At 34.2% G+C, this 23,345-nt stretch carries 15 protein-coding genes; 14 read left to right on the top strand and 1 reads right to left on the bottom strand.

The window, feature by feature from the left end; all coding sequences use genetic code 11:
• The first annotated feature begins 66 nt into the window (after positions 1-66).
• Entirely contained in the window at positions 67-354 is a 288-nt protein-coding gene (locus CJF42_RS05165; protein ID WP_095365655.1) for a cysteine--tRNA ligase, read from the top strand.
• Between the two features lie 100 nt (positions 355-454).
• On the top strand, positions 455-1,207 hold the full coding sequence (locus CJF42_RS05170) for a hypothetical protein (protein WP_095365656.1): 753 nt from the start codon (positions 455-457) through the stop codon (positions 1,205-1,207).
• Positions 1,208-1,217: 10 nt separating this feature from the next.
• On the opposite strand, the gene CJF42_RS05175 is transcribed toward CJF42_RS05170, so the two are convergent.
• Positions 1,218-1,898 (bottom strand): hypothetical protein, encoded by a 681-nt coding sequence (locus tag CJF42_RS05175; RefSeq protein WP_252097532.1) that lies wholly within the window; start codon positions 1,896-1,898, stop codon positions 1,218-1,220.
• Between the two features lie 498 nt (positions 1,899-2,396).
• On the opposite strand from CJF42_RS05175, the gene msrC reads away from it, so the two are divergent.
• From msrC to CJF42_RS05240, 12 genes are all read left to right on the top strand, one after another.
• Entirely contained in the window at positions 2,397-2,855 is a 459-nt protein-coding gene (gene msrC, locus CJF42_RS05180) for a free L-methionine (R)-S-oxide reductase MsrC (RefSeq protein WP_095365658.1), read from the top strand.
• Complete coding sequence (locus tag CJF42_RS05185) at positions 2,855-3,136, top strand: hypothetical protein (protein WP_095365659.1); 282 nt, start codon at positions 2,855-2,857, stop codon at positions 3,134-3,136. Before msrC ends, CJF42_RS05185 begins: the two co-directional genes overlap by 1 nt.
• Before the next feature lie 12 nt (positions 3,137-3,148).
• On the top strand, positions 3,149-3,898 hold the full coding sequence (gene proQ / locus CJF42_RS05190; protein ID WP_095365660.1) for an RNA chaperone ProQ: 750 nt from the start codon (positions 3,149-3,151) through the stop codon (positions 3,896-3,898).
• An 11-nt stretch (positions 3,899-3,909) separates the two neighbouring features.
• Positions 3,910-5,934 carry a carboxy terminal-processing peptidase gene (gene prc, locus CJF42_RS05195; RefSeq protein ID WP_095365661.1) on the top strand — a complete coding sequence of 675 codons (2,025 nt, stop codon included), beginning with the start codon at positions 3,910-3,912 and terminating at the stop codon, positions 5,932-5,934.
• Positions 5,935-6,230: 296 nt separating this feature from the next.
• The gene (gene nhaC / locus CJF42_RS05200) at positions 6,231-7,694 is read left to right on the top strand and encodes a Na+/H+ antiporter NhaC (protein ID WP_095365662.1); all 1,464 of its coding nucleotides are present in this window, start codon (positions 6,231-6,233) and stop codon (positions 7,692-7,694) included.
• 357 nt (positions 7,695-8,051) lie between these two features.
• Complete coding sequence (gene pepN / locus CJF42_RS05210) at positions 8,052-10,691, top strand: aminopeptidase N (RefSeq protein ID WP_095365664.1); 2,640 nt, start codon at positions 8,052-8,054, stop codon at positions 10,689-10,691.
• 74 nt (positions 10,692-10,765) lie between these two features.
• The gene (locus CJF42_RS05215; protein ID WP_095365665.1) at positions 10,766-10,987 is read left to right on the top strand and encodes a DUF2835 family protein; all 222 of its coding nucleotides are present in this window, start codon (positions 10,766-10,768) and stop codon (positions 10,985-10,987) included.
• Between the two features lie 253 nt (positions 10,988-11,240).
• Positions 11,241-13,340, top strand: coding sequence for a DUF1302 domain-containing protein (locus tag CJF42_RS05220; protein ID WP_095365666.1), 2,100 nt, complete (start codon positions 11,241-11,243; stop codon positions 13,338-13,340).
• A gap of 10 nt (positions 13,341-13,350) precedes the next feature.
• The gene (locus tag CJF42_RS05225) at positions 13,351-14,718 is read left to right on the top strand and encodes a DUF1329 domain-containing protein (protein WP_095365667.1); all 1,368 of its coding nucleotides are present in this window, start codon (positions 13,351-13,353) and stop codon (positions 14,716-14,718) included.
• A 133-nt stretch (positions 14,719-14,851) separates the two neighbouring features.
• Positions 14,852-15,805, top strand: coding sequence for a WD40/YVTN/BNR-like repeat-containing protein (locus CJF42_RS05230; protein WP_252097533.1), 954 nt, complete (start codon positions 14,852-14,854; stop codon positions 15,803-15,805).
• A gap of 4 nt (positions 15,806-15,809) precedes the next feature.
• Positions 15,810-18,140 (top strand): efflux RND transporter permease subunit, encoded by a 2,331-nt coding sequence (locus tag CJF42_RS05235; RefSeq protein WP_095365669.1) that lies wholly within the window; start codon positions 15,810-15,812, stop codon positions 18,138-18,140.
• Between the two features lie 294 nt (positions 18,141-18,434).
• Entirely contained in the window at positions 18,435-23,270 is a 4,836-nt protein-coding gene (locus tag CJF42_RS05240) for an NAD-glutamate dehydrogenase (RefSeq protein ID WP_095365670.1), read from the top strand.
• The last annotated feature ends 75 nt before the right edge of the window (positions 23,271-23,345 follow it).

The raw sequence follows: 23,345 nt of genomic DNA on the forward strand, positions 1-23,345 counted from the left end.
ACTGCTTTTTGAGAAGTTACGAAATTTGTAAATGAATTTATTAATAAAATAAATAATGACTTAAATATGCCACAAGCTTTAACTGTGCTCTGGGCTGTATTGAAAAGTGATTTAAGTGATAAAGACAAAAAAGCTACAGCTCTATCCTTAGATAAGGTATTAGGTTTGTCTTTAGATGTTATTTATAATACTGTGCAATCAATTCCAATGTCAGTAATCAACATTGCATTGCTAAGACAGCAAACTAGAGTAAATCAAGATTGGATACAGTCAGATCTGTTACGAGATAAAATAAACCAATTAGGTTATTTAGTAGAAGATAAAAAGGGAGGCTATATATTATCTAAAAAATAAATTATGTACTTATGCTGTGATTTAAGGATAATTACAGAAAAAATTATATTTAATTTATCGAGCTTATAAATTGAACGAATATCAAGAACGATACCAGCAAATGATCGCTGTAAAAGGTGAAAATTTTAACACGTGCTTTTACTGCGGTTGTATTGCCACAGAATTTGATTATGCGCCGCCAAAAAAATATGCTGATTTTTATATTGAAACACGTTCTGAGGCAGACTTTTACCAAGTGCCTTCGTGTAAAGAGTGTTGTACTGCATTAAAACAAGAAAAGTCAGCACTAGTTGGGGAGCGTGGTGATATTGCAAAACGTAAAATTGCTAAAAAATATCAAAAAGCGATTCATGTATATCAAATGTGGAATGAAGACGAAGCTCAGGAACTTGATTATAATTTACAAAAATGTGTACAAGCAGGTATAGAGCTCGGCCGTGAATCTTCAAAAAGGAGTCAGTTTCCAGGATTTGAATTTGAAGTTGATGGTGAAAAATTAAAAATCTCGAATATACCCGTTAAAATGATTACAGTATTTAATAAAGAGTTTTCAGATTTTAGAGATGCACTCGAATTTGCAAGTCTGACATACCGAGTCCCTAAAGCTAAATTAAAGGACTTATTTTCTGAAAATAACAATAGTTTTGAAATTGCGATAGAAAGTTACCATACAAAAATAGATAAAAATTTATCTGATAAACAGCTTAAAAAATTATGTAAGACGTTTTCAAAAGCACATAAACAAAATGTTGATTTTGTAATGAGAACAGTGATTTATTATATGGAGCAAGATAATAGTCTTTCTATAGAGTTGGCTTTAAATAAACTTTATATGGAAAGAGTCTCAAAATAAGTTTTTTCACTTATCTCCAGTCTAATCCATAGCGATAAGAAATATTTTGAGTATTATCGAGTGCTTTAAGATATACCTTATTTGGTTTTATTGAACATTTTATGGGGTAGACTACGGGCTCAGACCAAGATGTCGTATCACCCATATATTCACGGTTAAAACCCCATGAACCACATGAGAGAATACGATCAACGGTTTTAAATTTTTGACAAACTACACAAGTTTCAAATTTGACTTCAATATCTTTTCCTTCAATACCATAATTATCAGATACAAAAGGAGTGTCATAAATAGCGACTGTTGAAGCGCGCATGGCGGTAAATGTCCATGGTTTATCTCTGGTATCAATAGGGGTTTTGTGCATGCCATGACCAAACTCAAGTGGTAATGAATCATAAAATGGTTCTGGGTTCTGTGTCGGGATATCAAGTTGAATTTTATTTTGACCTAATGGGAGTTTTGCATTGGTATCCCTAAATTGAATCATACGATATTGATCACATAATTTACTTTTTTTAATAACTTTCAATCCTTTATCATTAACTAAAAAATGAATTTCAATGCCAATGCCTGTGGCACTATCTTTTGCTATATATGAAGCTTGGCTTCCGCTATTATGAAACCAAGGTATTGAAAATGCGAGAATACCTACATTTTGATTTTTAAATATAACAGGGCAAGTTTTAGTCACAAGGAGATCTTCAGCAAAGGAAGTAAAACTTATTAATATTGAACAAACCGAAATACTTAATTTCATAAATAGATATAACTTTATAAACAATCTTGATTATAGTTGATAAAATACAGACTACTTACAATATATGATATAAGTTCAGTTTCAGGAAGTTATTATGATTGCAATTTTTAATGCACATACTATTGGATTATACTGATTATCGCTTTTTTAAGGGGCATTATTTTCATTTATGCTGAGTGCAAGCGGAGGAATGATATTATTGGTAAATACTTTAATGGCGTTAACATCTGCAGGTATATTTTTATTCATTTTATGTCGGTTTATAAATTAAGCATTTTGAAACGTAAAACTCTCTAGCCTGATTATAATCTAAACAAGTAATTTTTTTTTTACACTTTAAGGCGATTTTTTGATGGATAAAGGTTTCATTTAAGGCTGACAAAGAGTACCTTTGCTTATTATTGTGGTTTAAAAAGTAATTAGTTTATAAATATGAATAAACAAGCTTTCTATCAGACACTAGCTGAGCAAGCAAAATCACTTACTGAAGGTGAGCCAAATGTCATTGCGAACATGGCAAATCTAAGTGCGTTGTTATTCATGTCTTTAGAAGATATTAATTGGGCTGGTTTTTATCTGGTGGATAATCCAGAGCAACTAATATTGGGACCTTTTCAAGGTAATCCTGCTTGTATTCGTATCCCTGTAGGTAAAGGGGTATGTGGTACGGCTGCATTATTAAAGGAAACGCAATTAGTTAGTGATGTTCATGCTTTTGAAGGGCATATAGCGTGCGACACTGCATCAAATTCAGAAATAGTTGTTCCTATCATTAAAAATGGTAAAATATTTGCCGTTTTAGATATTGATAGTCCTTCACTTTCTCGTTTTGATGAACAAGATAAAGTTGGCTTAGAAACACTGATACGTCAATTTGAGACTCAAGTGTAATGAAAGACTTATTAAATGTTCAAGACTTTCTTTTTTCAGATCGAGATGTCGGCGATTGGGAAGGTAGTGAAGAATTAGTTGCAGAGAATCTAAATGAGTTGATCCACATCGCTTGGGGTCAGCTACCTGATGATTTATCATGTGACAAAATAGAAGATATAATTAATAGTATTTGGCAACATCTTCGTGGCGATACCGCTATTTTAGATACTGACTTCGAAGAGTTGACTGACTGGGTTAATCAACATGTCCTGACATCGTTAGATGAGCAGATGGAATAAAAAGGTTTAGAAATGAGTACCACTGGCAATCAAGAAATCACTGATATCAAACAAGACGTTAATGATATTGAACGAACTAATACTGAAGTTGAACAACCAAAAACTGAAGTAGTACTAGAAAATCCTGATAAATTAAAAGATATCAATGCAGTTATTTCTTTTTTATACAAAGAGTTTTCAGTTTGTTTTAAAGAAAAAGATGGTATTAAACCTCTTAAAGTGGGTATATTTAAAGATATTGCTCAAAAAATTGAAGATAATGATAACGTAAGTAAAACTCAAATTCGTCAAGCATTACGTAAATATACATCACATTGGCGTTACCTAGAAGCCGTAAGCAAGGTTGAGTTTAGAATTGATCTAGATGGTAATGATTGCGAAAAAGTAGAGCAAGAGCATATCGAACATGCTTTAAAAGCATTAGAAGAAAGTCGCGCTAAGTTTGCTAAACGTAAAAAACAACAACGTCCACGTAATGATACAGCTAAAAAATCATTTAAATCAGGCTCAAGAAATAAATCTGGCGATAAAGGAACTAAACCAGCCGTTGTTAAGCCTAATAACGAAAATGCGCCTCGTCGTGCTGGAAAAATAATAGCATTAACAGCGGAACAAATTAAATTAAATGCTAAAGTTAAAGTAAAGTTAGGCCAGACATTAGTAAACGGAACAATCACTGAAATCAATAAAGATGATATTCATGTAGTAATTGTAACCGGAATGCTAGTGAAGACTAAGGCTGAAAGTCTATACACAATCTAAGGAGATGGTCTATGAGTAAATGTTTTAATCTCATTCCTCTTGCAGTTGCATTTATTGCATCGAATGCGTTTGCTAAAGTAGAAACGATTAAACTAGAAGATTTACCTGTTTTACAACAAGAATCTCAACATAGTACTGCTAGCAAAAGGGTGACAAATTTCTTTACTCGCGCCCATTATAAGCTCATTGATTTAAATGATGAGCTTTCCACAAAAATATTCGACCGATATCTTGAATCTTTAGATTTTGGTAAACGTATTTTTTTGAAATCAGATATTGACAATTTTGAAAAATATCGGCTTTTAGTAGATAACGCTTTGAGTACAGGTAAACTCGATTTTGCCTTTGATATTTTCAATGTTAGTATGAAACGCCGTTTTGATAGTTATCAGTATTCTATTTCTTTGTTAGATAAAGAAATGAAATTTGATAAAGAAGATGAATACAAATTTGATAGAGAAGATGCTAAATGGGCTACAACCCAGGCTGAGTTGAACGAAATTTGGCGTCAAAGAGTTAAATATGATGCTTTACGTTTGAAGATGACAGGTAAAGAATGGCCTGACATTAAAGATATTTTAACTAAACGTTATAGGTACACTTTAAAGAGGTTAGTTCAAACTAATAGTGAAGATGCTTTTCAAATTGCTATGAATGCCTTTGCACGTAGTATCGAAGCGCATACATCTTATTTATCACCTCGTCGCGCTGAACAATTCAAAATGGACATGGACCTAGAACTTGAAGGTATAGGTGCAGTACTTAGCTATGATGAAGATTACACTGTTATTCGTTCTCTTGTTCCGGGTGGACCAGCTGATAAATCAGAAAAAATCAAATCGAATGATCGCATTATTGGTGTAGCACAAGGTAAAGAAGAATTTGTTGATGTGATTGGGTGGCGTCTAGATGATGTTGTTGAGTTAATTAAAGGGCCAAAAGGTACTTTAGTTCGTTTGCAATATCTCAAAGGTGCAGATACCCATGGTAAACCTTTAATTGTAGATATCACAAGAGACAAAATTCGTTTAGAAGATCGAGCTGCAAAATCGGAAGTATTTAAACCAAGTTACTCTAATATTGACACTAAAATTGGTGTCATAGACATTCCTGGTTTTTATAATAATTTATCAGGTGATGTCAAAAAAGAACTGACTAAATTAAAAGAGCAAAATGTTGATGGTATTATTATTGACTTAAGACAAAACGGTGGTGGTTCTTTATATGAAGCAACTCAATTATCAGGTTTGTTCTTTGAGCAGGGACCTGTGGTTCAAATACATAATTTAAATGGTCGCGTAGAACAACAAAAAGATGTTGATGGTGTTACTTATTATGATGGTCCTTTAACTATTTTAGTTGATAGATATAGTGCTTCAGCATCAGAGATCTTTGCAGCTGCTATGCAAGACTATGGTCGTGCAATTGTCGTTGGTGAACAAACCTTTGGTAAAGGTACTGTGCAACAGCATAGAGGTTTAGGACGTAATTACGATTTATATGAAAATAGCTTAGGTAGTATTCAGTATACAATTGCTAAATTTTATCGAATAAATGGCGGTAGTACCCAGCATAAAGGGGTTATTCCTGATATTTCTTTTCCTTCAGCAATAGATCCTGCTGAATGGGGGGAATCTCAAGAAGACAATGCATTACCTTGGGACAGTATTAGAAATGCAAAATATACTTCAATCGCTAACTTAGGGCCTGCTATTAAGTTTTTACAAAAACAGCATGATGATAGAATTATAGTAGAACCAGAGTTTAACTATGTTTTTGAAGATATAGCTCGTTATAAAAAAGAAAATGAACGCAAAACAATTTCTTTAATTGAAGCAAACCGCGTATCACAAAGAGATAAGAATGAAAAGCTTTCTCTGGCTCGTGTAAATAAAAGGATGCTTCGTTTGGGTAAAGAAGAAGTTACTTCTTTAGATGATTTACCTGATGAGTTAACGAATATGGATCCTTTCTTAGAAGAAAGTGCCCTTATTACATCTGACTTCATTAAATTTGGACGTTACGTTAAAAAGTAACTTTACATTTTATCTAAAAAAGCGCTTCGGCGCTTTTTTTATATGCGAAATATATATCTTTATATTCACAAAAACTTATTTAATCTCATTTTTTTAAATTATATTATATTGATATTTAAGATTAAAGTTAACACAATAGCAGTTTCTAGCTATTTTATATTTATGCTGAATAATATGAGTTAAGGTTTGTTATACTCAAAACCGCGCAAAGATAAAGGCGCTATAAAAATAAAGCGTGATATTTATATAAATTTTATATTTAAATATTACCGATAATTACAGCTAGAGGAATACACGTGAAGCAGATCAAGCAAGCACAATTTTATGATGCATTATTGCCAATTATTATATTAATCACTTTATTAAGCGCATCAGTTTACCTTTTTGGAGATAACTCTTCTTATGGTCCAAATCAAATTGCATTATTGTTTTCATCAGGGATAGTGGTTTTGATTGGACTTAAAAATGGTTATAAATGGGCTGATTTAGAAAGTGCAATGATCAAAGGGATTACTTTATCATTGGGGGCAATTTTAATTTTATTTATGGTTGGTGCATTAATCGGTACTTGGCTTTTATCGGGCACAGTGCCAACACTTATTTATTACGGTCTACAATTAATTAATCCAAGCTGGTTTTATGCAGCAAGTTGTATTTTATGTAGCATAGTTGCAATGAGCATAGGAAGTTCTTGGACAACAGCTGCAACCATAGGTGTTGGCTTGTTAGGTGTAGCGGCTGGGTTAGGGTTAGATGAAGCAATTACAGCTGGTGCGGTTATTTCAGGAGCTTATTTTGGTGATAAATTATCTCCATTGTCAGAAACAACTAATTTAGCACCAGCAGTTGCTGGCTCTGACTTATTTTCTCATATTCACCATATGATGTGGACTACCGTTCCTAGTTTTATTATTGCACTCATTATATTTACATTTTTAGGTTTTAATGCAGGAAATGTAACAGACAGTGCTCGTATTAACGAAATTAATGAAATTTTAGAGTCTAATTTTAATATTGGATTAACTATGTTAGTTCCATTAATAGTATTATTAATATTAGCTTTAAAGAAAATGCCAGCATTTCCTACTGTTGCTATAGGTGCTTTCTTAGGTGCTGTTTGGGCCTTAATATTTCAACAAGATTTAATTACATCACAACTAACAGTAGATAAAAATGTATTGGTTGGTACTATCAAAATAGTTTGGGGGGCCTTTTTTGATGGCTTTAGTGTCATCACTGGTGATGCTAAAATGGATAAATTACTTAGTGGTGGCGGCATGTCAAGTATGCTAAATACAACTTGGTTAATTATGATGGCACTTATGTTTGGTGCAGTTATGGAAAAAGTAGGCCTGTTAGAAGTATTTGTCCGTAGCATATTAAAAGTAGCTAAAAGTACGGGATCTTTAATTGCTTCAACGATTGCAACCTGTATAGGTACAAATATGATAGCGGCTGACCAATATATGGCAATTGTAATGCCTGGTCGCATGTTTAAAGAAGAATATAAAAAGCGTGGTTTAGCGAGTGTAAACCTTTCTCGTACTCTAGAAGACGGTGGTACAATTACGAGTCCATTGATCCCTTGGAATACATGTGGTGCTTATATGCATTCAGTATTATTAGTGAATCCATTAGATTATGCAGTTTACGCTTTCTTCAATATCATAAACCCTGTTTTAGCCGTCATTTACGCTTATTTGGGAATTAAAATCCTCAAACTTGAGCCTAAGTATTTACAAGAAGAACAAACTGCTTAAAATTAGTATTAGAAATATATTTATTAGGGGCAGTTGATCTTTTGAGATTACTTTTGCAGCGAATTGTTGGGCATTTATACAAGGCAGAGGCTTTGTCATGTAGTTGTTCCACATAAAAAGGCGATAACGCAGTAAAAATACCCAACAAACGCTGTCCTAAGGATTCGGTTAATAGCATTTTATTCTTTGTTGAGTCGTATTTACTTAGAATGACTAGGCTACACACGACTCGCCGCGACTAAGATGCTTTTATCTCGAACAAAATTTAACCCTGAAAGATCAACAGCCCCTAATACGCATTTACAAAAAACAGCTCCTTAGGGAGTTGTTTTTATTTTAATTAACTGTGGATACATCATGAGCTCATTAAATATACAAACACCAAAGGCTAAGTTTTTAAAAGATTATGCTAAACCTGCATTTTCAATCACTGATATATATTTAGAGTTTGATCTTGACGATACGCAAACTCAAGTACGTGCTACTTCTAAAGTAAAACGTAACTATTGTGAAAATAAAAGTGTAATACAAGGCGATTTGATTTTAGATGGAATCGATCTCGAGCTATTATCGGTTGAGATAGATGGACAACAATTAAGTGACTATCAGTTATTAAAAGAGCAGTTAGTTTTGAAAAGCGACAAAGATGAATTTGAACTTACAATCATCACTAAAATATCACCTGCTACCAATTCTTCATTAGAGGGTCTCTACCTTTCAGATGGTGCATATTGTACACAATGTGAAGCGGAAGGCTTTCGAAAAATAACATATTACCAAGACAGACCTGATGTGTTAGCGACTTTCACAGTAAAAATTATCGCAGATAAAAAATATCCTCATCTATTATCAAATGGTAATAAAATAGAGCAGGGCGATATTGGCATTGACCGACATTATACTGTTTGGCAAGACCCTTTCAAAAAACCTTGTTACCTTTTTGCATTAGTAGCAGGTGACTTTGATGTATTGCGAGACACATACACAACAATGTCAGGTCGTGAAGTTGACCTTGCCTTATTTGTTGATAAAGGGAACCTCGATAAAGCACCACATGCAATAGAATCCCTTAAAAAGTCAATGAAGTGGGATGAAGACACTTTCGGCTTAGAATATGATTTAGATATTTATATGATAGTTGCTGTTGACTTTTTCAATATGGGTGCGATGGAAAACAAAGGTTTAAATGTTTTCAATAGCAAATGTGTATTAGCCAATCAACAAACTGCGACCGATAGTGATTATCATATGATTGAATCTATCATAGGTCACGAATATTTCCATAACTGGACAGGTAATCGAGTTACTTGTAGAGATTGGTTCCAATTATCACTAAAAGAAGGTTTAACTGTATTTAGAGATCAAGAATTCAGTTCAGATCTAGGCTCGCGTGCAATAAATAGAATTGCCGCAGTCAAGGCGATGCGTACACATCAATTTTCTGAAGATGCAGGGCCTATGGCACATCCGATCAGACCTGAAAAAGTAATAGAGATGAATAACTTTTATACAGTGACGGTTTATAATAAAGGTGCTGAGGTTATTCGTATGATGCATACTTTATTAGGAAAAGAAAATTTCAGGAAAGGCATGGATCTTTATTTTCAACGCCATGATGGTCAAGCTGTTACCTGTGATGACTTTGTCAATGTGATGATGGCAGCATCTAACATAGATCTAACACAATTTAAAACTTGGTATAGTCAGTCTGGGACACCGAAACTGATTGTTTCCGAATCATATAATGCTAAAAAATCACAATACCAACTTGAAATTAAACAAGTACATACAGCAACAACAGATCAAGCAATAAAACAAAATTTACATATTCCTTTTGCGATCGAATTTTTAGATTCGTCTGGTAAAACATTACCTTTAACTTATAAAAATAAAAAAATAAATAAAGTATTAAATATTACAGATGAGCAACATACTTTTTATTTTGATAGTTTAAAAGAAAAGCCTACGGTTATTTTACTTGAAGACTTCTCAGCACCTTGCCAGTTAGAGTTTGAATATTCTGATAAGCAGTTATGCCATATTGTACGTCATGCAAGTTCAGATTTTTCTCGTTGGGATGCACAACAAATATTAATTACAAATAATATTAAAAGAGCAGTCGAAAATAATGATATGACATTAGAATCTAGTGTTATTGAATTAATAAAAGACATAATCGAAGATGGTACTATTGATCTTGAATTAGCAGCACAATTAATAAAGTTACCTAGTTTTGATACTTTAAGTTCAGATTATGAGCAAGTTCCTGTTGATGAATTAATAAAGGTTAGCGAAAGCTTTGAGAAACAAATAGCGGATGCATTATCACAGCAATTTATAACACGATATAAGGCGTTAAGTAAAAAGAGTGAATCTGAATGCTTAGACCTTTCAGCTACTGTAGTTGGAAAGCGTGCACTTAAAAATGCTTGCTTATTCTACTTAGCTAAACAAAATAAACTAGATCTAAACCTAATCCTAATCCTTAAAAAGCAATATGCGTTAGAAAATATGACTGATGCACTTGCTGTATTAAGTGCTGTGGTTCATGCTGATCATGTATTATCCAATGAAATGTTAGACTCTTTCGAATCTAAGTGGTCAAAAAACGCACTAGTAATGGATAAGTGGTTTGCACTTAAAGCAATGCAAGACAGATCAGATATTACCTCACACCTTGAAACGCTTTATCAACATGATCACTTTGATTATGCAAATCCAAATCGTGTACGTGCACTAGTTGGTAACTTCTCTCACTTTAACTTAAAACATTTTCATAATATCGATGGTTCAGGTTACAAGTTATTAACTGATATATTAATTAAGTTAAATGATATTAATCCACAGAATGCTTCTAGGATGATCACCCCATTAATGTCCTGGAAAAAATTAGACATTAATAGGCAGCTATTAATTAAGAAGCAGCTACAAAGACTAGAAAATATTGAAAATTTAAGCCCAGATCTCTATGAAAAAGTTTCTAAAGCTTTAAACTAGTCAATACAAGGTAAAGTTAGCGTTATTTACCACAATAACGCTAACAATTTTTTAAATGATTAAATAATAAAGTAATGAAACAGTTTTTATTCGATTTAGATTTAAGTTACGAACAATGTGAACAATTTTATTCAGGTCATATTGAGTCAATTCAAGTTACTTCCCATTCAGGAAAAACAATTAGAATTCCAGCAAATAGGTTTCGTTCTTTTATTACCCCAATAGGAATTAAGCAACAATTTAAGCTTAAATTAACTGATTATAATCAATTTATATCCCTTGAAAAAATAACATAGAATCACATTTTACTTGTTTTTAAAGGGCTAGAGCGGCTCTCGTTGCTTTTTTGTTAATTTTTTAACGTAATTACTTTAAAAGAGTATAATTTTACTGGTAAGATGTCTTACCAATGAGTGAAAGCGTTAACTTGTTTTAATTTACATTGGTTGCTTGCATCAGATGTAATTTACTGTAATGCTTTGATTCGGTACTAGTATACTAAAAACAATAACTTGATCACAAAGTAACCCGCCACAGAGGGAAGACAACATGATAAAAAGACCTCTTTTTGTCAAAAAGAAATTAGCGCTCGGAATTACCTGTGCGTTTATTGCTCTTAGTAGCCAACAGATTTCAGCCAAGAATTTTGAATTGGGTGGATTTGAGGTGAATTTTGATTCAACATTTTCAGCTGGTAGCAGCTGGCGTATAGAAGATCGTGATTTCGAAAACCAAATCGGTAAAAGTAATCACCCTAGCTTTAATTGGAATGGCTATAATGCTGCTCTTAATCCTATATATTCATCTAGTGATGTTTGGGCTAATCCAGGCACATACTCTAACAACGGTGATGCTGGAAACCTAAATTTTGACTCAGGAGATACATTCTCGAAGTTGATAAAAGGTACACATGAGCTTGATATTCGAAAAGGAAATTTCGGTTTATTTACTCGATTTATGTACTTTTATGATTTTGAGTTAATGGATGAAAACCGTGCATATCGCAATCCAACTTCAGGTAACCAAGTTGATCCTTGTGCTGATGAAAACTCAAAAGATCAGGTTTGTAGAGATTTAAGGTTATTAGATGCATTTGTATATGCTGATTTTGATTTAAATGATGGTAACAATCCACTTTCAATCCGTTTAGGTCAACAAGTTGTAAACTGGGGAGAAAGTACGCTTATTTCTCATGGTATCAATGTAAATCCAGTTGATATCGATAGATTAAAAGCCCCCGGTGCAGATTTAAAAGAAGCATTTATACCCGTTGGTATGCTTTGGGCATCTTTAGGTATTACTGAAAATATTTCATTTGAAGCTTTTTATCAATATGAGTGGCAGGAAACACGTTTGCCTGTGGCGGGTAGTTATTTTTCGACTAATGACTTTGCCTCAGAAAATGGTTACTTGAACAATGTTCAGTTAGGTTTTACCTCTAACCCTGATATGGATCTAGCTGCCATCACTTCTGGTTTAAATACTTTGTACAGAGATGCAGCTTTAACACAAGGGCTAGATGCTTCTAGTGTGGAAGGTCAAGCATTTTTGGTTAGCCCTGAAGGTAAAGCTTTACTTGGAAGTATGTACCTAGCTTACCCTACAAAAGTGGCATTAAAGGGGAAAGGCTCAAAAGGCATGACAAAACCAAAAGATTCAGGTCAATTTGGTTTGAAATTTTCTTGGTATGTTCCTGAGTTAAATGAAACAGAATTTAGTCTATATCATGTAAACTATCACAGTCGTAGACCGTTAATTTCGGCTAAAGCATCTAATTTTACCGCACAAAGTATAGGTACAGATCTTGGTTATATTGCACAAAATGAGATAACCGAAGATAACATTACTGAACTAGGTGCATTTAGTAGTGGTGCCTTAGTATATCCTGAAGACATCAAGCTATATGGTTTAAGTTTTAACACTGTTTTAGGTGAAACGTCTTTTGCAGGTGAGTTTACTTTCCGAGAAGATGAGCCGCTTCAAATCGATGATGTTGAGCTTCTTTATGCTGTTATGCCTGAACAATTGGCAGTAGCAGGTATACGTCCTGACTTTGCAGAAATCTCTCAACTAGAGACGTTACAACCTGGTGAAAATGTCCAAGGTTATGTCACAAGCGATACAATGCAGTTACAGTTCACGGCAACTCATTTATTTGGTCCATCTTTAGGAGCTGATAGCTGGGTTTTATTAGGTGAAGTTGGTGGTGTTACAATCAATGATATGCCCGATCCTGACAAGTTAAGATTAAATGTATCAGGAACTGGCCGTACAGGTAAAATGTATGGTGTAGAAGGTAAAGATTACACCTTACTTCACCAAGCATTATCTAATGGCCAAGAAACGAATCCATTTCCTTCAGCATCAGCTTGGGGATATCGTTTGGTAGCTAAAGGTGATTATAATAATCTATTTTCTGGTGTGAACGTGTCTCCTCGTGTGGTATTTTCACATGATGTAAATGGTATAACACCTGATCCTATGTATTTGTTCATTGAAGATAGAAAATCGTTAGGTTTAAATCTTAATTTTAACTATCAAAATGCATGGTCACTTGATATGAGTTACAACAAGTTCTGGGGTGGCGGTCAAACAAATAATTTCACTGATCGTGATTATATTTCTCTCAATATTAAATACTCAATTTAAGGGTAAAATTATGATTAAAAAACGTACCCTAATAGCAGTAGCCCTTTGTGCTATATTTGCTACCAACAGTAGTTTTGCAAAAACGTCAGCAGACAACATCGCTAAGTTAGGTGTTGAATTAACGCCTATTGGAGCTGAAAAAGCGGGAAATGCGGATGGTTCTATTCCTGCTTGGGATGGTGGTATTAAATCAGCACCTGCTGGTTACACACTAGGTATGCATCATCCAGACCCCTTTGCCACTGACGCAGTTAAATTTACAATTGATAAAAGTAATTTAGATAAATACAAAGCACAATTATCGCCAGGTCAACTAGCATTGTTTGATACTTATCCTGATACTTTTAAAATGAATATCTACCCGACACGCCGCAGTGCGTCGTATCCTCAATTTATTTATGATGCGACTAAGAAATATGCCCCAAATGCGGAATTAATAAAAGATGGTAATGGTATTAAAAACACAGCAATAGGGATCCCATTTCCTGTTCCAGAAACTGGTTTGGAAGTTATCTGGAATCATATCTTAAGATATCGAGGTTTATCTATATCTCGATTTGGTGGACAAGCAGCACCAACTGCAAGCGGTTCATTTAATGTTGTTGGCTTTGATGAAAAGTTACTTGTTAAATATTCAGAAAAAGATGCAACACCTGAGTCTTTACAAGAATCAAATATTTTATTTAAGTTTAAACAAAAAGTAACACAACCTGCTCGTCTTGCAGGTACAGCGTTATTAGTTCATGAAACAATGGACCAAATTTTAACACCTCGCCAAGCTTGGACTTACAATACGGGTCAACGTCGTGTTCGCCGTGCGCCAAATGTTGCTTATGATGCGCCAGGTACAGCGTCTGATAGCTTACGTACTACAGATGATTTCGATATGTTTAACGGTTCACCCAATCGTTACACTTGGGAACTAAAAGGTAAAACTGAGCTTTATATTCCATATAATAGCTATAAGTTACATAGTGATAGCTTAAAGTATGCTGATATATTAAAAGCAGGTCATATTAACCCTGAGCATGTGCGTTATGAAAAACATAGGGTGTGGGTTGTTGAAGCTAACCTTAAAGAAGGTACACGTCATATTTACAAAAAACGTGTTTTCTATATAGATGAAGATAGCTGGCAAGTACATGTTACTGACATTTATGATAATCGTGATCAGTTGTACCGTGTTGCCATGGCTCATGGTTTAAATTATTATGAAGTACAAACACATTGGAGTACTCTAGATGTTTACCATGATTTAAACTCACGTCGTTACTTGGCAATAGGCTTAGATAACGAAGAGAAGATGTATGACTTCTCTAAACCATTTAAAAATGTGGAGTTTACCTCTAACGCACTAAAACGCGACGGACGTAGATAACAAACACATATTTATAAGGCCCTTAACGGGCCTTTTTTAACTAACTAATTAAACGAAGTCTCTCATGAAATTTTTTATTAATTGCTTGTTATTCACGTGCATTGTATTTTTTACGAACAAGCTCCAAGCTGCAGTGAATACAAAAGCTTTAAGTTCACTTATACCAGCTGTTATGGCTCCAAAAGCGCAAAATTCTTTATTAACCGACATCACTGATAATGGTCAATATAAAATTGCTGTAGGCAAAAGAGGGATTATTTTACATAGTAAAGATGGTATTCAATGGCAACAGTCTAACGTGCCAGTACAAATATTATTAACAGCAGTTTTTTTTATAGATCAAAATAATGGTTGGGTAGTAGGGCATGACGCGACTATTTTAAATTCAAAAGATGGCGGTATTAACTGGCATGTTCAAAACTATCAGCCTGAATTAGATAAGCCTTTTTTAGATATTTTATTTACAGATAAATTAAATGGTGTTGCAATTGGTGCTTACGGATTATTTTATCGTACATTAGATGGGGGAAAGAATTGGAACAGTGAATTTTTGAGTAGTTTGCTGTTTAAAGAAGATGCTGATTATTTAGCTGAGCTAAAAGCAGAAGACCATGCAAGTTATGAAATAGAAACCCAATCAATATTACCTCACTTTAATCAAATTCACTTTTCAAAAAAACAAATCATTATGGTGGGTGAACAAGGTTTTGTTGCAACAAGCATTGATGAAGGCAAAACTTGGCTGCGTATGACTGAATTTTACTTAGGCTCATTTTTTGATATAGAAATTCTTAACGATGGTAACTGGCTTATTGCTGGTTTAAGAGGTAATGCATTTGTATCAAACAATAACGGAAAGAGCTGGAATAAATTAAAGACAAACACGCAAGCTACAATAAATCACATCTTAAAAACACCTACAGGCGCAATTTTATCCGCTAATAATGGTGTATTGCTAACTTATAATTCAGGAATAATTAAAAAAGAGCAACAATCTGATGGTAAGGCAAATTTAGCAACAGTGATTAGTAATAATCAATTAATTTTTGCTTCAGAAGTGGGCATTAAAAGTCAGGAGTTAAATTAGAATAATGAGCAGTATATTAACCCAATTTGAATTGATTATTTTTAGGCATCGTTTAGCGGTTATCATCGCATTTTTATTAACAACTATTTTTTTGGCTTTTAGTGCAACTAATATAAAGTTAGATGCATCATTTAATAAAAACATCCCATTAAATCATGAGTACATGAAATTGTATTTAAAACATGAAAAACAATTTGGCGGTGCTAATAGTATTTTAATTTCTGTTTGTGATAAAAATGGAGATATTTTTAATCCTGAATTTTTCACACAGTTAAAATCAGTTCATGATCAACTTTATTTTATACCAGGTGTAAATAGATCTTTAGTACAATCTATATTTTCTCCAAGCGCACGCTTTGTTGAAGTTGTTGAGGATGGTTTTGCAGGTGGACCAATAATACCTGCAGACTTTAAAGCTGATGAAAGAGGGTTGATTAAAGTAAAAGAAAATATAGAAAAAGCGAATATCGTGGGTCGCCAAATTGCCAATGACTATTCATGTGCGATGGTTTCTGCGCAATTGATGGAAATAGATCCTACAACACATGAAAAATTAGATACATTGACTTTTGCCAGCAAACTTGAATCTGAAGTTCGAAAACCTTTTACTACAGACAATGTATCTATCCATATTATAGGTTTTGCAAAAATGGCAGGTGATATCGCGGATGGTGCTAAAGGCGTAGTATTGTTTTTTTTAATCGCCATTATTTTTACCTTTATCATGGTTTGGTTTTTTTGTAAAAGTTTGAAATTAACCTTGTTACCAATTGTGTGTTCATTGATAGCGGTTGTCTGGCAGCTTGGTTTGTTGTCTAAATTGGGATTTGGTTTGGATCCTATGTCTATTTTGATCCCTTTTCTCGTGTTTGCAATCGGTGTAAGCCATGGTATACAGATGGTTAATGCTATTGGTAAAAAAACATCAGAAGGTCTTAGTTGTAAAATGGCTTCAGAAACCTGTTTTAGAAGTTTATTAATTCCTGGTGGTATTGCATTGTTGTCGGATACAGTAGGCTTTTTAACATTACTCTCTATCGATATAGGCATTATTCGTGAACTAGCCATAACAGCAAGTTTAGGTGTCGCAGTCATTATATTTACAAATTTGATGTTATTACCTGTAGTTGCATCCTATCTTGGGAAAATGCCTACTAAAAGTCATCATAATGAAGGAAATTCATCTCGCCTATTTCAGCGCTTAATTGATATGTTAGTGAGTGCGACAGATCCTAAAGTTGCTCGCAAAATTATGTTTGTGGTTGCTATATTATTTGGTTTAAGTTTTTGGCAATCACAACAAATGCAAATAGGAGATCTTCATGCAGGCGCACCTTCTTTACATTCAGATGCACAGTACAATCAAGATACCTTTTTGATAACAGATAAGTATAGTATTTCTGTTGATATTCTCAAAGTGATAGTTGAAGGACCAGAAGAAGCTTGTACCTTTCATGATATCATGTCTCGTATTGATAGATTCCAATGGAATGTAGAAAACGTAGCAGGTGTACAGTCAGTTATTTCGTTAACTTCAGTATCGCAAGCTGTCAATGCTGGTTACAACGAAGGAAATTTTAAATGGCAGACAATACCTCGTAATACTTCCAGTTTAGTTCAAGCAACAGCAAGAGTTGAAACAAGTACAGGGTTGTTAAACGGTAACTGTAGTGTGATGCCAATAATTATATTTATGGAAGATCATAAAGCGAATACGATTGAACGTGTTATTGCTGCAGTTGACAAGTTTGCTAAAGAAGAGCAAACCGATGAATTGAAATTTCTTTTGGCTACAGGGCCTGTAGGCGTTATGGCCGCAACAAATCAAACAGTTGATGAGGCACAGTTACCGATGATGCTTTATGTGTACGGTGCTGTTATTTTACTATGCTTAATTAGCTTTCGCTCTATCAGAGGAACAATCGCTGTTGTTTTGCCTTTATATATTGTATCTACTATGGCGCAAGCATTAATGGTATCTCTTGAAATCGGTCTCACGGTTTCTACTTTGCCGGTAATAGCACTAGGCGTCGGTATTGGTGTCGATTATGGCATTTATATACTATCCTCAATGAGCTCTCAGCTTAAAGATGGTATTAAATTGTCACAAGCATATCGTAATGCTTTAATTGAGCGAGGCAGTGCCGTTTTGTTCACTGGAATCACTTTAGCATTAGGTGTTAGTACTTGGGTATTTTCAGATCTTAAATTCCAAGTAGATATGGGCATATTATTAACTTTTATGTTTTTGGTTAACATGCTTGGTGCAGTATTGTTCCTACCTGCAATAGGTACTATTTTGTGGCCGTATAAGGACGAACATAAAAAAAATTAAAATAAATGTGAATAATTGTTCTTAAAAATGGCCATAAAAGGCCATTTATATCTATATTTTGTGAATAGATGTCCAACCGTTTGAAATTTATACTGCATTGGCATAAAAAAACGGTTTAATTACTAGCTAAAAGAGTTAGAATTCATCCCGACTCCACGCTAATAAACAACTGTACTAGAATTATACTTAAATGAATCTGGGGATTGTAGAAAGTTTCTATCTCTAATTGAATTCTACATCTTGTAAAAGTTTAAGTATATACGTTCAAAGTAGTAATAGATTAAGGAACACACAATGACTCAAAACGCTGGTAACACTTCAGTTCTGTTGGATAATGTTTGTAAATTAATACATCATAAAGTACATGCAGATAATGTGTCGCTCGTAGAAAAATTTGCCAAAACCTTGTACAGTAATATGTCTAAAGAGGATTTGGCAAATCGCAACGACAGTGATTTATATGGTGCTGCATTAAGTTTATGGAATTCGCTTGAAAATCATATGTCAGATGACATCATGGTAAGAGTTGTAAATCCAGAACTTGCTAAACATGGTTGGCAATCTTCTCACACGATTGTAGAAATAATTGTTAAAGATATGCCCTTTTTGGTTGATTCCGTACGTATGGCATTAACACGTGAAAATATTGCATCTCATCTTTTATTACATTCACCGCTTAAAATCCAAAGAAATGAAGATAATAAAATATCAGCTCTTTCAAATTTAAAAGACGAACAAGCTTCATCTTCAACAAAAACAATTTTCTTTATTGAAATTGATCGTCAAACTGACCTGAATGTAATTGAATCTTTAAAATTAGAATTGATCTCTGTATTAAGAGATGTGTCTGTTTCAGTGCAAGATTGGTTACCTATACAAGAGAAGTTAAAGGAGATAACAAAAGAGCTTCCAAATCGTGATGGTATAAAAAACAAACCGGAAATCCAAGAAACTATCGAGTTTTTAGATTGGTTGGGAACAAATAATTTTACACTAATGGGATATCGCCAATATGAGTTAACAGCAGTAAAAGGTGATTACGAACTTGTTGGTGTTAGAGGTACAAGTTTAGGCATGATGAAAAACTCAGAAGAAGAGAAAGTAAGACTTCTTTCTGATTTACCTGAAATCGCCAGAAAAGAAGCACAAAATGAACACTTATTGATATTAACTAAAACAAATTCTTTATCTCGTGTTCATCGTCCAGCTTATATTGATTATATTGGAATTAAACGTTTTGATAAAAATGGACAAGTTGTTGGGGAAGATCGTTTTATTGGCCTTTTCTCATCTAACTTTTACAATAACAGTGCATCAGATATACCGGTACTGCGTAGTAAAATTAATAGAATAATGGATAAATGTGACTTTGCACAAGGTACACATGCTTACAAAGCGGTACTGAATATATTAGAAACATATCCACGTGATGAATTACTACAAGCACACGAATATGAGCTATTAGAAGTCGCAATGGGCGTATTGCAAATACAAGAGCGTGATATGTGTCGCTCTTTTGTTCGTAAAGATATATACGGTCGATTTTTTTCTTGCATGGTCTATGTACCACGTGAGCGTTACAATACTGCGTTACGTCGTGATACTCAGCAGATCCTTGCAAAAGAATTTGGCTCACAAGAAAAAGTTGAATTTACAACTTTCTTCTCAGAATCTATCCAGGCTAGAACACACTATACTGTGCGTGTAGCCGACAACAATATCGAATTTAATGTGAAAGATATAGAAAGAAACCTAATTGAAGCCGCACGTACTTGGGAAGATAAACTGCAGTCTGTATTACTTGAAAGAGCAGGCGAAGTGACAGGGAATGAATTAAATCGTAAGTATAGTCATGCATTCGGGAGAGCTTATAAAGATCAAGTTTTACCAAGTGCAGCTGTAGTTGATATTGAAAAACTTGAGTTATTAACAGATGAAAGTCAACTTGAGATGCTTTTTTATCGTCCTCAAGAAGCTGCTAATAATGAAGTAAGTTTAAGTCTGTATCATAAAAATGAGCCAATTCATTTATCTGCAATTATGCCAATGATAGAAAACTTTGGTTTACGTGTAATTGGTGAAACACCTTATTCTGTTAAAACCTCTGATGGTCAGGTTAACTGGGTAATGGATTTCACTATGTTGCTAGGTAATACAGCTGAAGGTGATTTTAGTGCAAGTTCAGAGCGTTTTCAAAATGCCTTAACTGACGTATGGTACAACCGTTTAGAAAATGATGGTTTTAACAGATTAGTTCTATCGGCAGGCTTAGATGGACGCGAAGCTTCAATGTTACGTGCTTACGCTAAGTATATTCGTCAAATAGGGGTTACTTTTTCACAAAACTATATTGAAAATACGTTTGAACGTTACCCAGAATTAGCAAAAAAATTAGTTTCTTTATTCGATAAAAAATTCAATCCGAAAGCTAAGTTTACTGAAAAAGTATATGATAAACTTACTGCTCAAATTCACGCTGATTTAGACAAGGTTGCTAACCTTGATGATGATCGTATTATTCGTATCTACTTAGATATGATCAATGCAACACTTCGGACTAACTACTTCCAGTTAACTGCAGAAAATAAACATAAATCATCTATTTCATTTAAAGTACAACCAACACTTATCCCTGATATGCCATTGCCTCGTCCTGCATATGAGATCTTTGTTTACTCTCCAAGAGTTGAAGGTGTACATCTTCGATTTGGTAAAGTTGCACGCGGTGGTTTACGATGGTCAGACCGTCGTGAAGATTTCAGAACTGAAGTATTAGGCTTAGTTAAAGCACAACAAGTCAAAAATACTGTTATAGTACCAGTTGGTTCAAAAGGTGGTTTTGTTTGTAAACAACTACCAAGCTGTAGAGATGAATTTTTTACTGAAGGTCAAGAATGTTACCGTATCTTCATTCGTGGTTTACTTGATATTACTGATAATATCGTTTCAGGTGCAGTTGTTCCACCAAAAAATGTTGTACGTCATGATGAAGATGATGCATATCTAGTTGTTGCAGCGGATAAAGGCACGGCGACTTTCTCTGATATGTCTAACTCCATATCTGAAGAATATGGTTTTTGGCTAGGTGATGCATTTGCATCAGGAGGTTCAGTAGGTTATGACCATAAGAAAATGGGAATAACAGCAAAAGGGGCGTGGGAGTCAGTTAAACGTCACTTCCGTGAAACAGGAATTGATTGTCAATCAACAGATTTCACCTGTGTTGCAGTTGGTGACATGGCTGGTGATGTCTTTGGTAACGGTATGCTTTTATCTAAACATATCCGTTTACAAGTTGCATTTAACCATATGCATATATTTATTGATCCAAACCCAGATTCAACTAAAACTTACCCTGAAAGAGCACGTTTGTTTGAATTACCACGATCGAGCTGGGAAGATTATGATAAATCATTGATCTCTCAAGGTGGTGGTATATTTTCTCGTGCTGCAAAATCAATTTCATTAAGTCCTGAAATTAAAAAAATGCTTGGTACTAAAAAAGCAAGCATGACACCTAATGAATTAATTCGCGCTGTACTTAAAATGCCTGTAGATTTGATTTGGAATGGTGGAATTGGAACTTATATTAAAGCAATGAGTGAAACTGATGCAGACGTTGGTGACCGTGCTAACGATGCATTACGTATTAATGGTTCGGAAGTTAATGCTAAAATATTTAGTGAAGGTGGTAACTTAGGTTGTACACAACTTGGTCGTATCGAGTTTGCTGAAAAAGGTGGCCGCATCAATACTGATTTTATTGATAATGTGGGTGGTGTTGCGTGCTCAGATACTGAAGTAAACATTAAAATATTACTTAATAGTTTAGTTGTTGAAGGAGATTTAACTAAAAAGCAACGTGATGAATTACTTTACTCTATGACAGATGAGGTTTCAGTTGATGTACTAAATGATTGTTACCGTCAGACACATACAATTTCAGTAAGTCAACTAAAGGGGACATCTACACTTAAAGAACAAATCCGTTTTATTCATACGCTTGAAAAAGAAGGCTTGTTAGATCGTGAAATTGAATTTCTACCAAGTGATGAAGAGCTAGCAGAAAGACTTGCCGCTGGTCAAGGCCTTACAAGACCAGAACTTTCAGTATTAGTATCTTATGCAAAAATGGGGTTAAAAGAATCATTAGTAACGCCTGATCTGACTGATAACCCATATTACCGTCAATTATTAGTAAATGCTTTCCCTGTTCCACTAAGAGAAAGGTTTAATAGTGCGTTGGATAGTCATCCTCTAAGAGCTGAAATAATTGCAACTAAATTAGCTAATAATATCATTAATGATATGGGCTTTAACTTTGTAGCTCGCATGATAGAAGAGACTGGTGCGCAAGTAGCAGAAATTGCATTATGTTATTCTATGGCGTCTGAAGTATTTGAAATGTCAGAAACTTGGTCGCAAATTGAAGAATTAGACAATAAAGTTCCTGCGATTGTTCAAACTGAAATGTTATACCAATTACGTCGTACAATTCGACGCGCAACACGTTGGTTCTTACGTCATCGTAATAAAACTTTAAACATTGAACAAACAATCGCATTCTTCGGTCCTGCACTTACTGATTTGAGTGAAAACTTAACAACGTATATGAATGAAGAAGAAGCGAATAGATTAATACTTGAAGCAAAATCACTTCAATCTGAAGGCATTGATGCTAAACTAGCCTCACGTATTGCTCAGTTATCAAGTTTGTTCTCCGTAATGGATTTAGCACAAGTTGCAGAACATTCGAAACGTAATATGGATATTGTTGCTAACACTTACTTTAAACTTGGTGCAAGAATGGGATTACATTGGTTCCTAGAACAAATTACAAACCAACCAGTTGCAAATAATTGGCAAGCTCTTGCCCGCGCATCATTTAGAGAAGAGCTTGATTGGCAACAACGTTCAATTTCAGCAGTCGTTTTAAATAGCTGCACAGATATTGAATGTAATGTTGATGCGATAGTCGATACTTGGATGCAAGATCATGAAGTAATATTAGAGCGTTGGTTACATATGTTAGCTGAGTTTAAAACTTCACAAATTCATGATTTTGCAAAATTCTCTGTAGCATTAAGAGAGCTAATGTTATTAAGTCATACATGTGATAATTCAAAATAAATAATATATCAACATGTTCAGAATGAGCATGTGTTTATAATATATTTGTTATAAAATACCTCAGTTTGGTCACCA

Source organism: Pseudoalteromonas sp. NBT06-2, from assembly GCF_002276045.1.
In the GTDB taxonomy this organism is placed as follows: Bacteria; Pseudomonadota; Gammaproteobacteria; order Enterobacterales; family Alteromonadaceae; genus Pseudoalteromonas.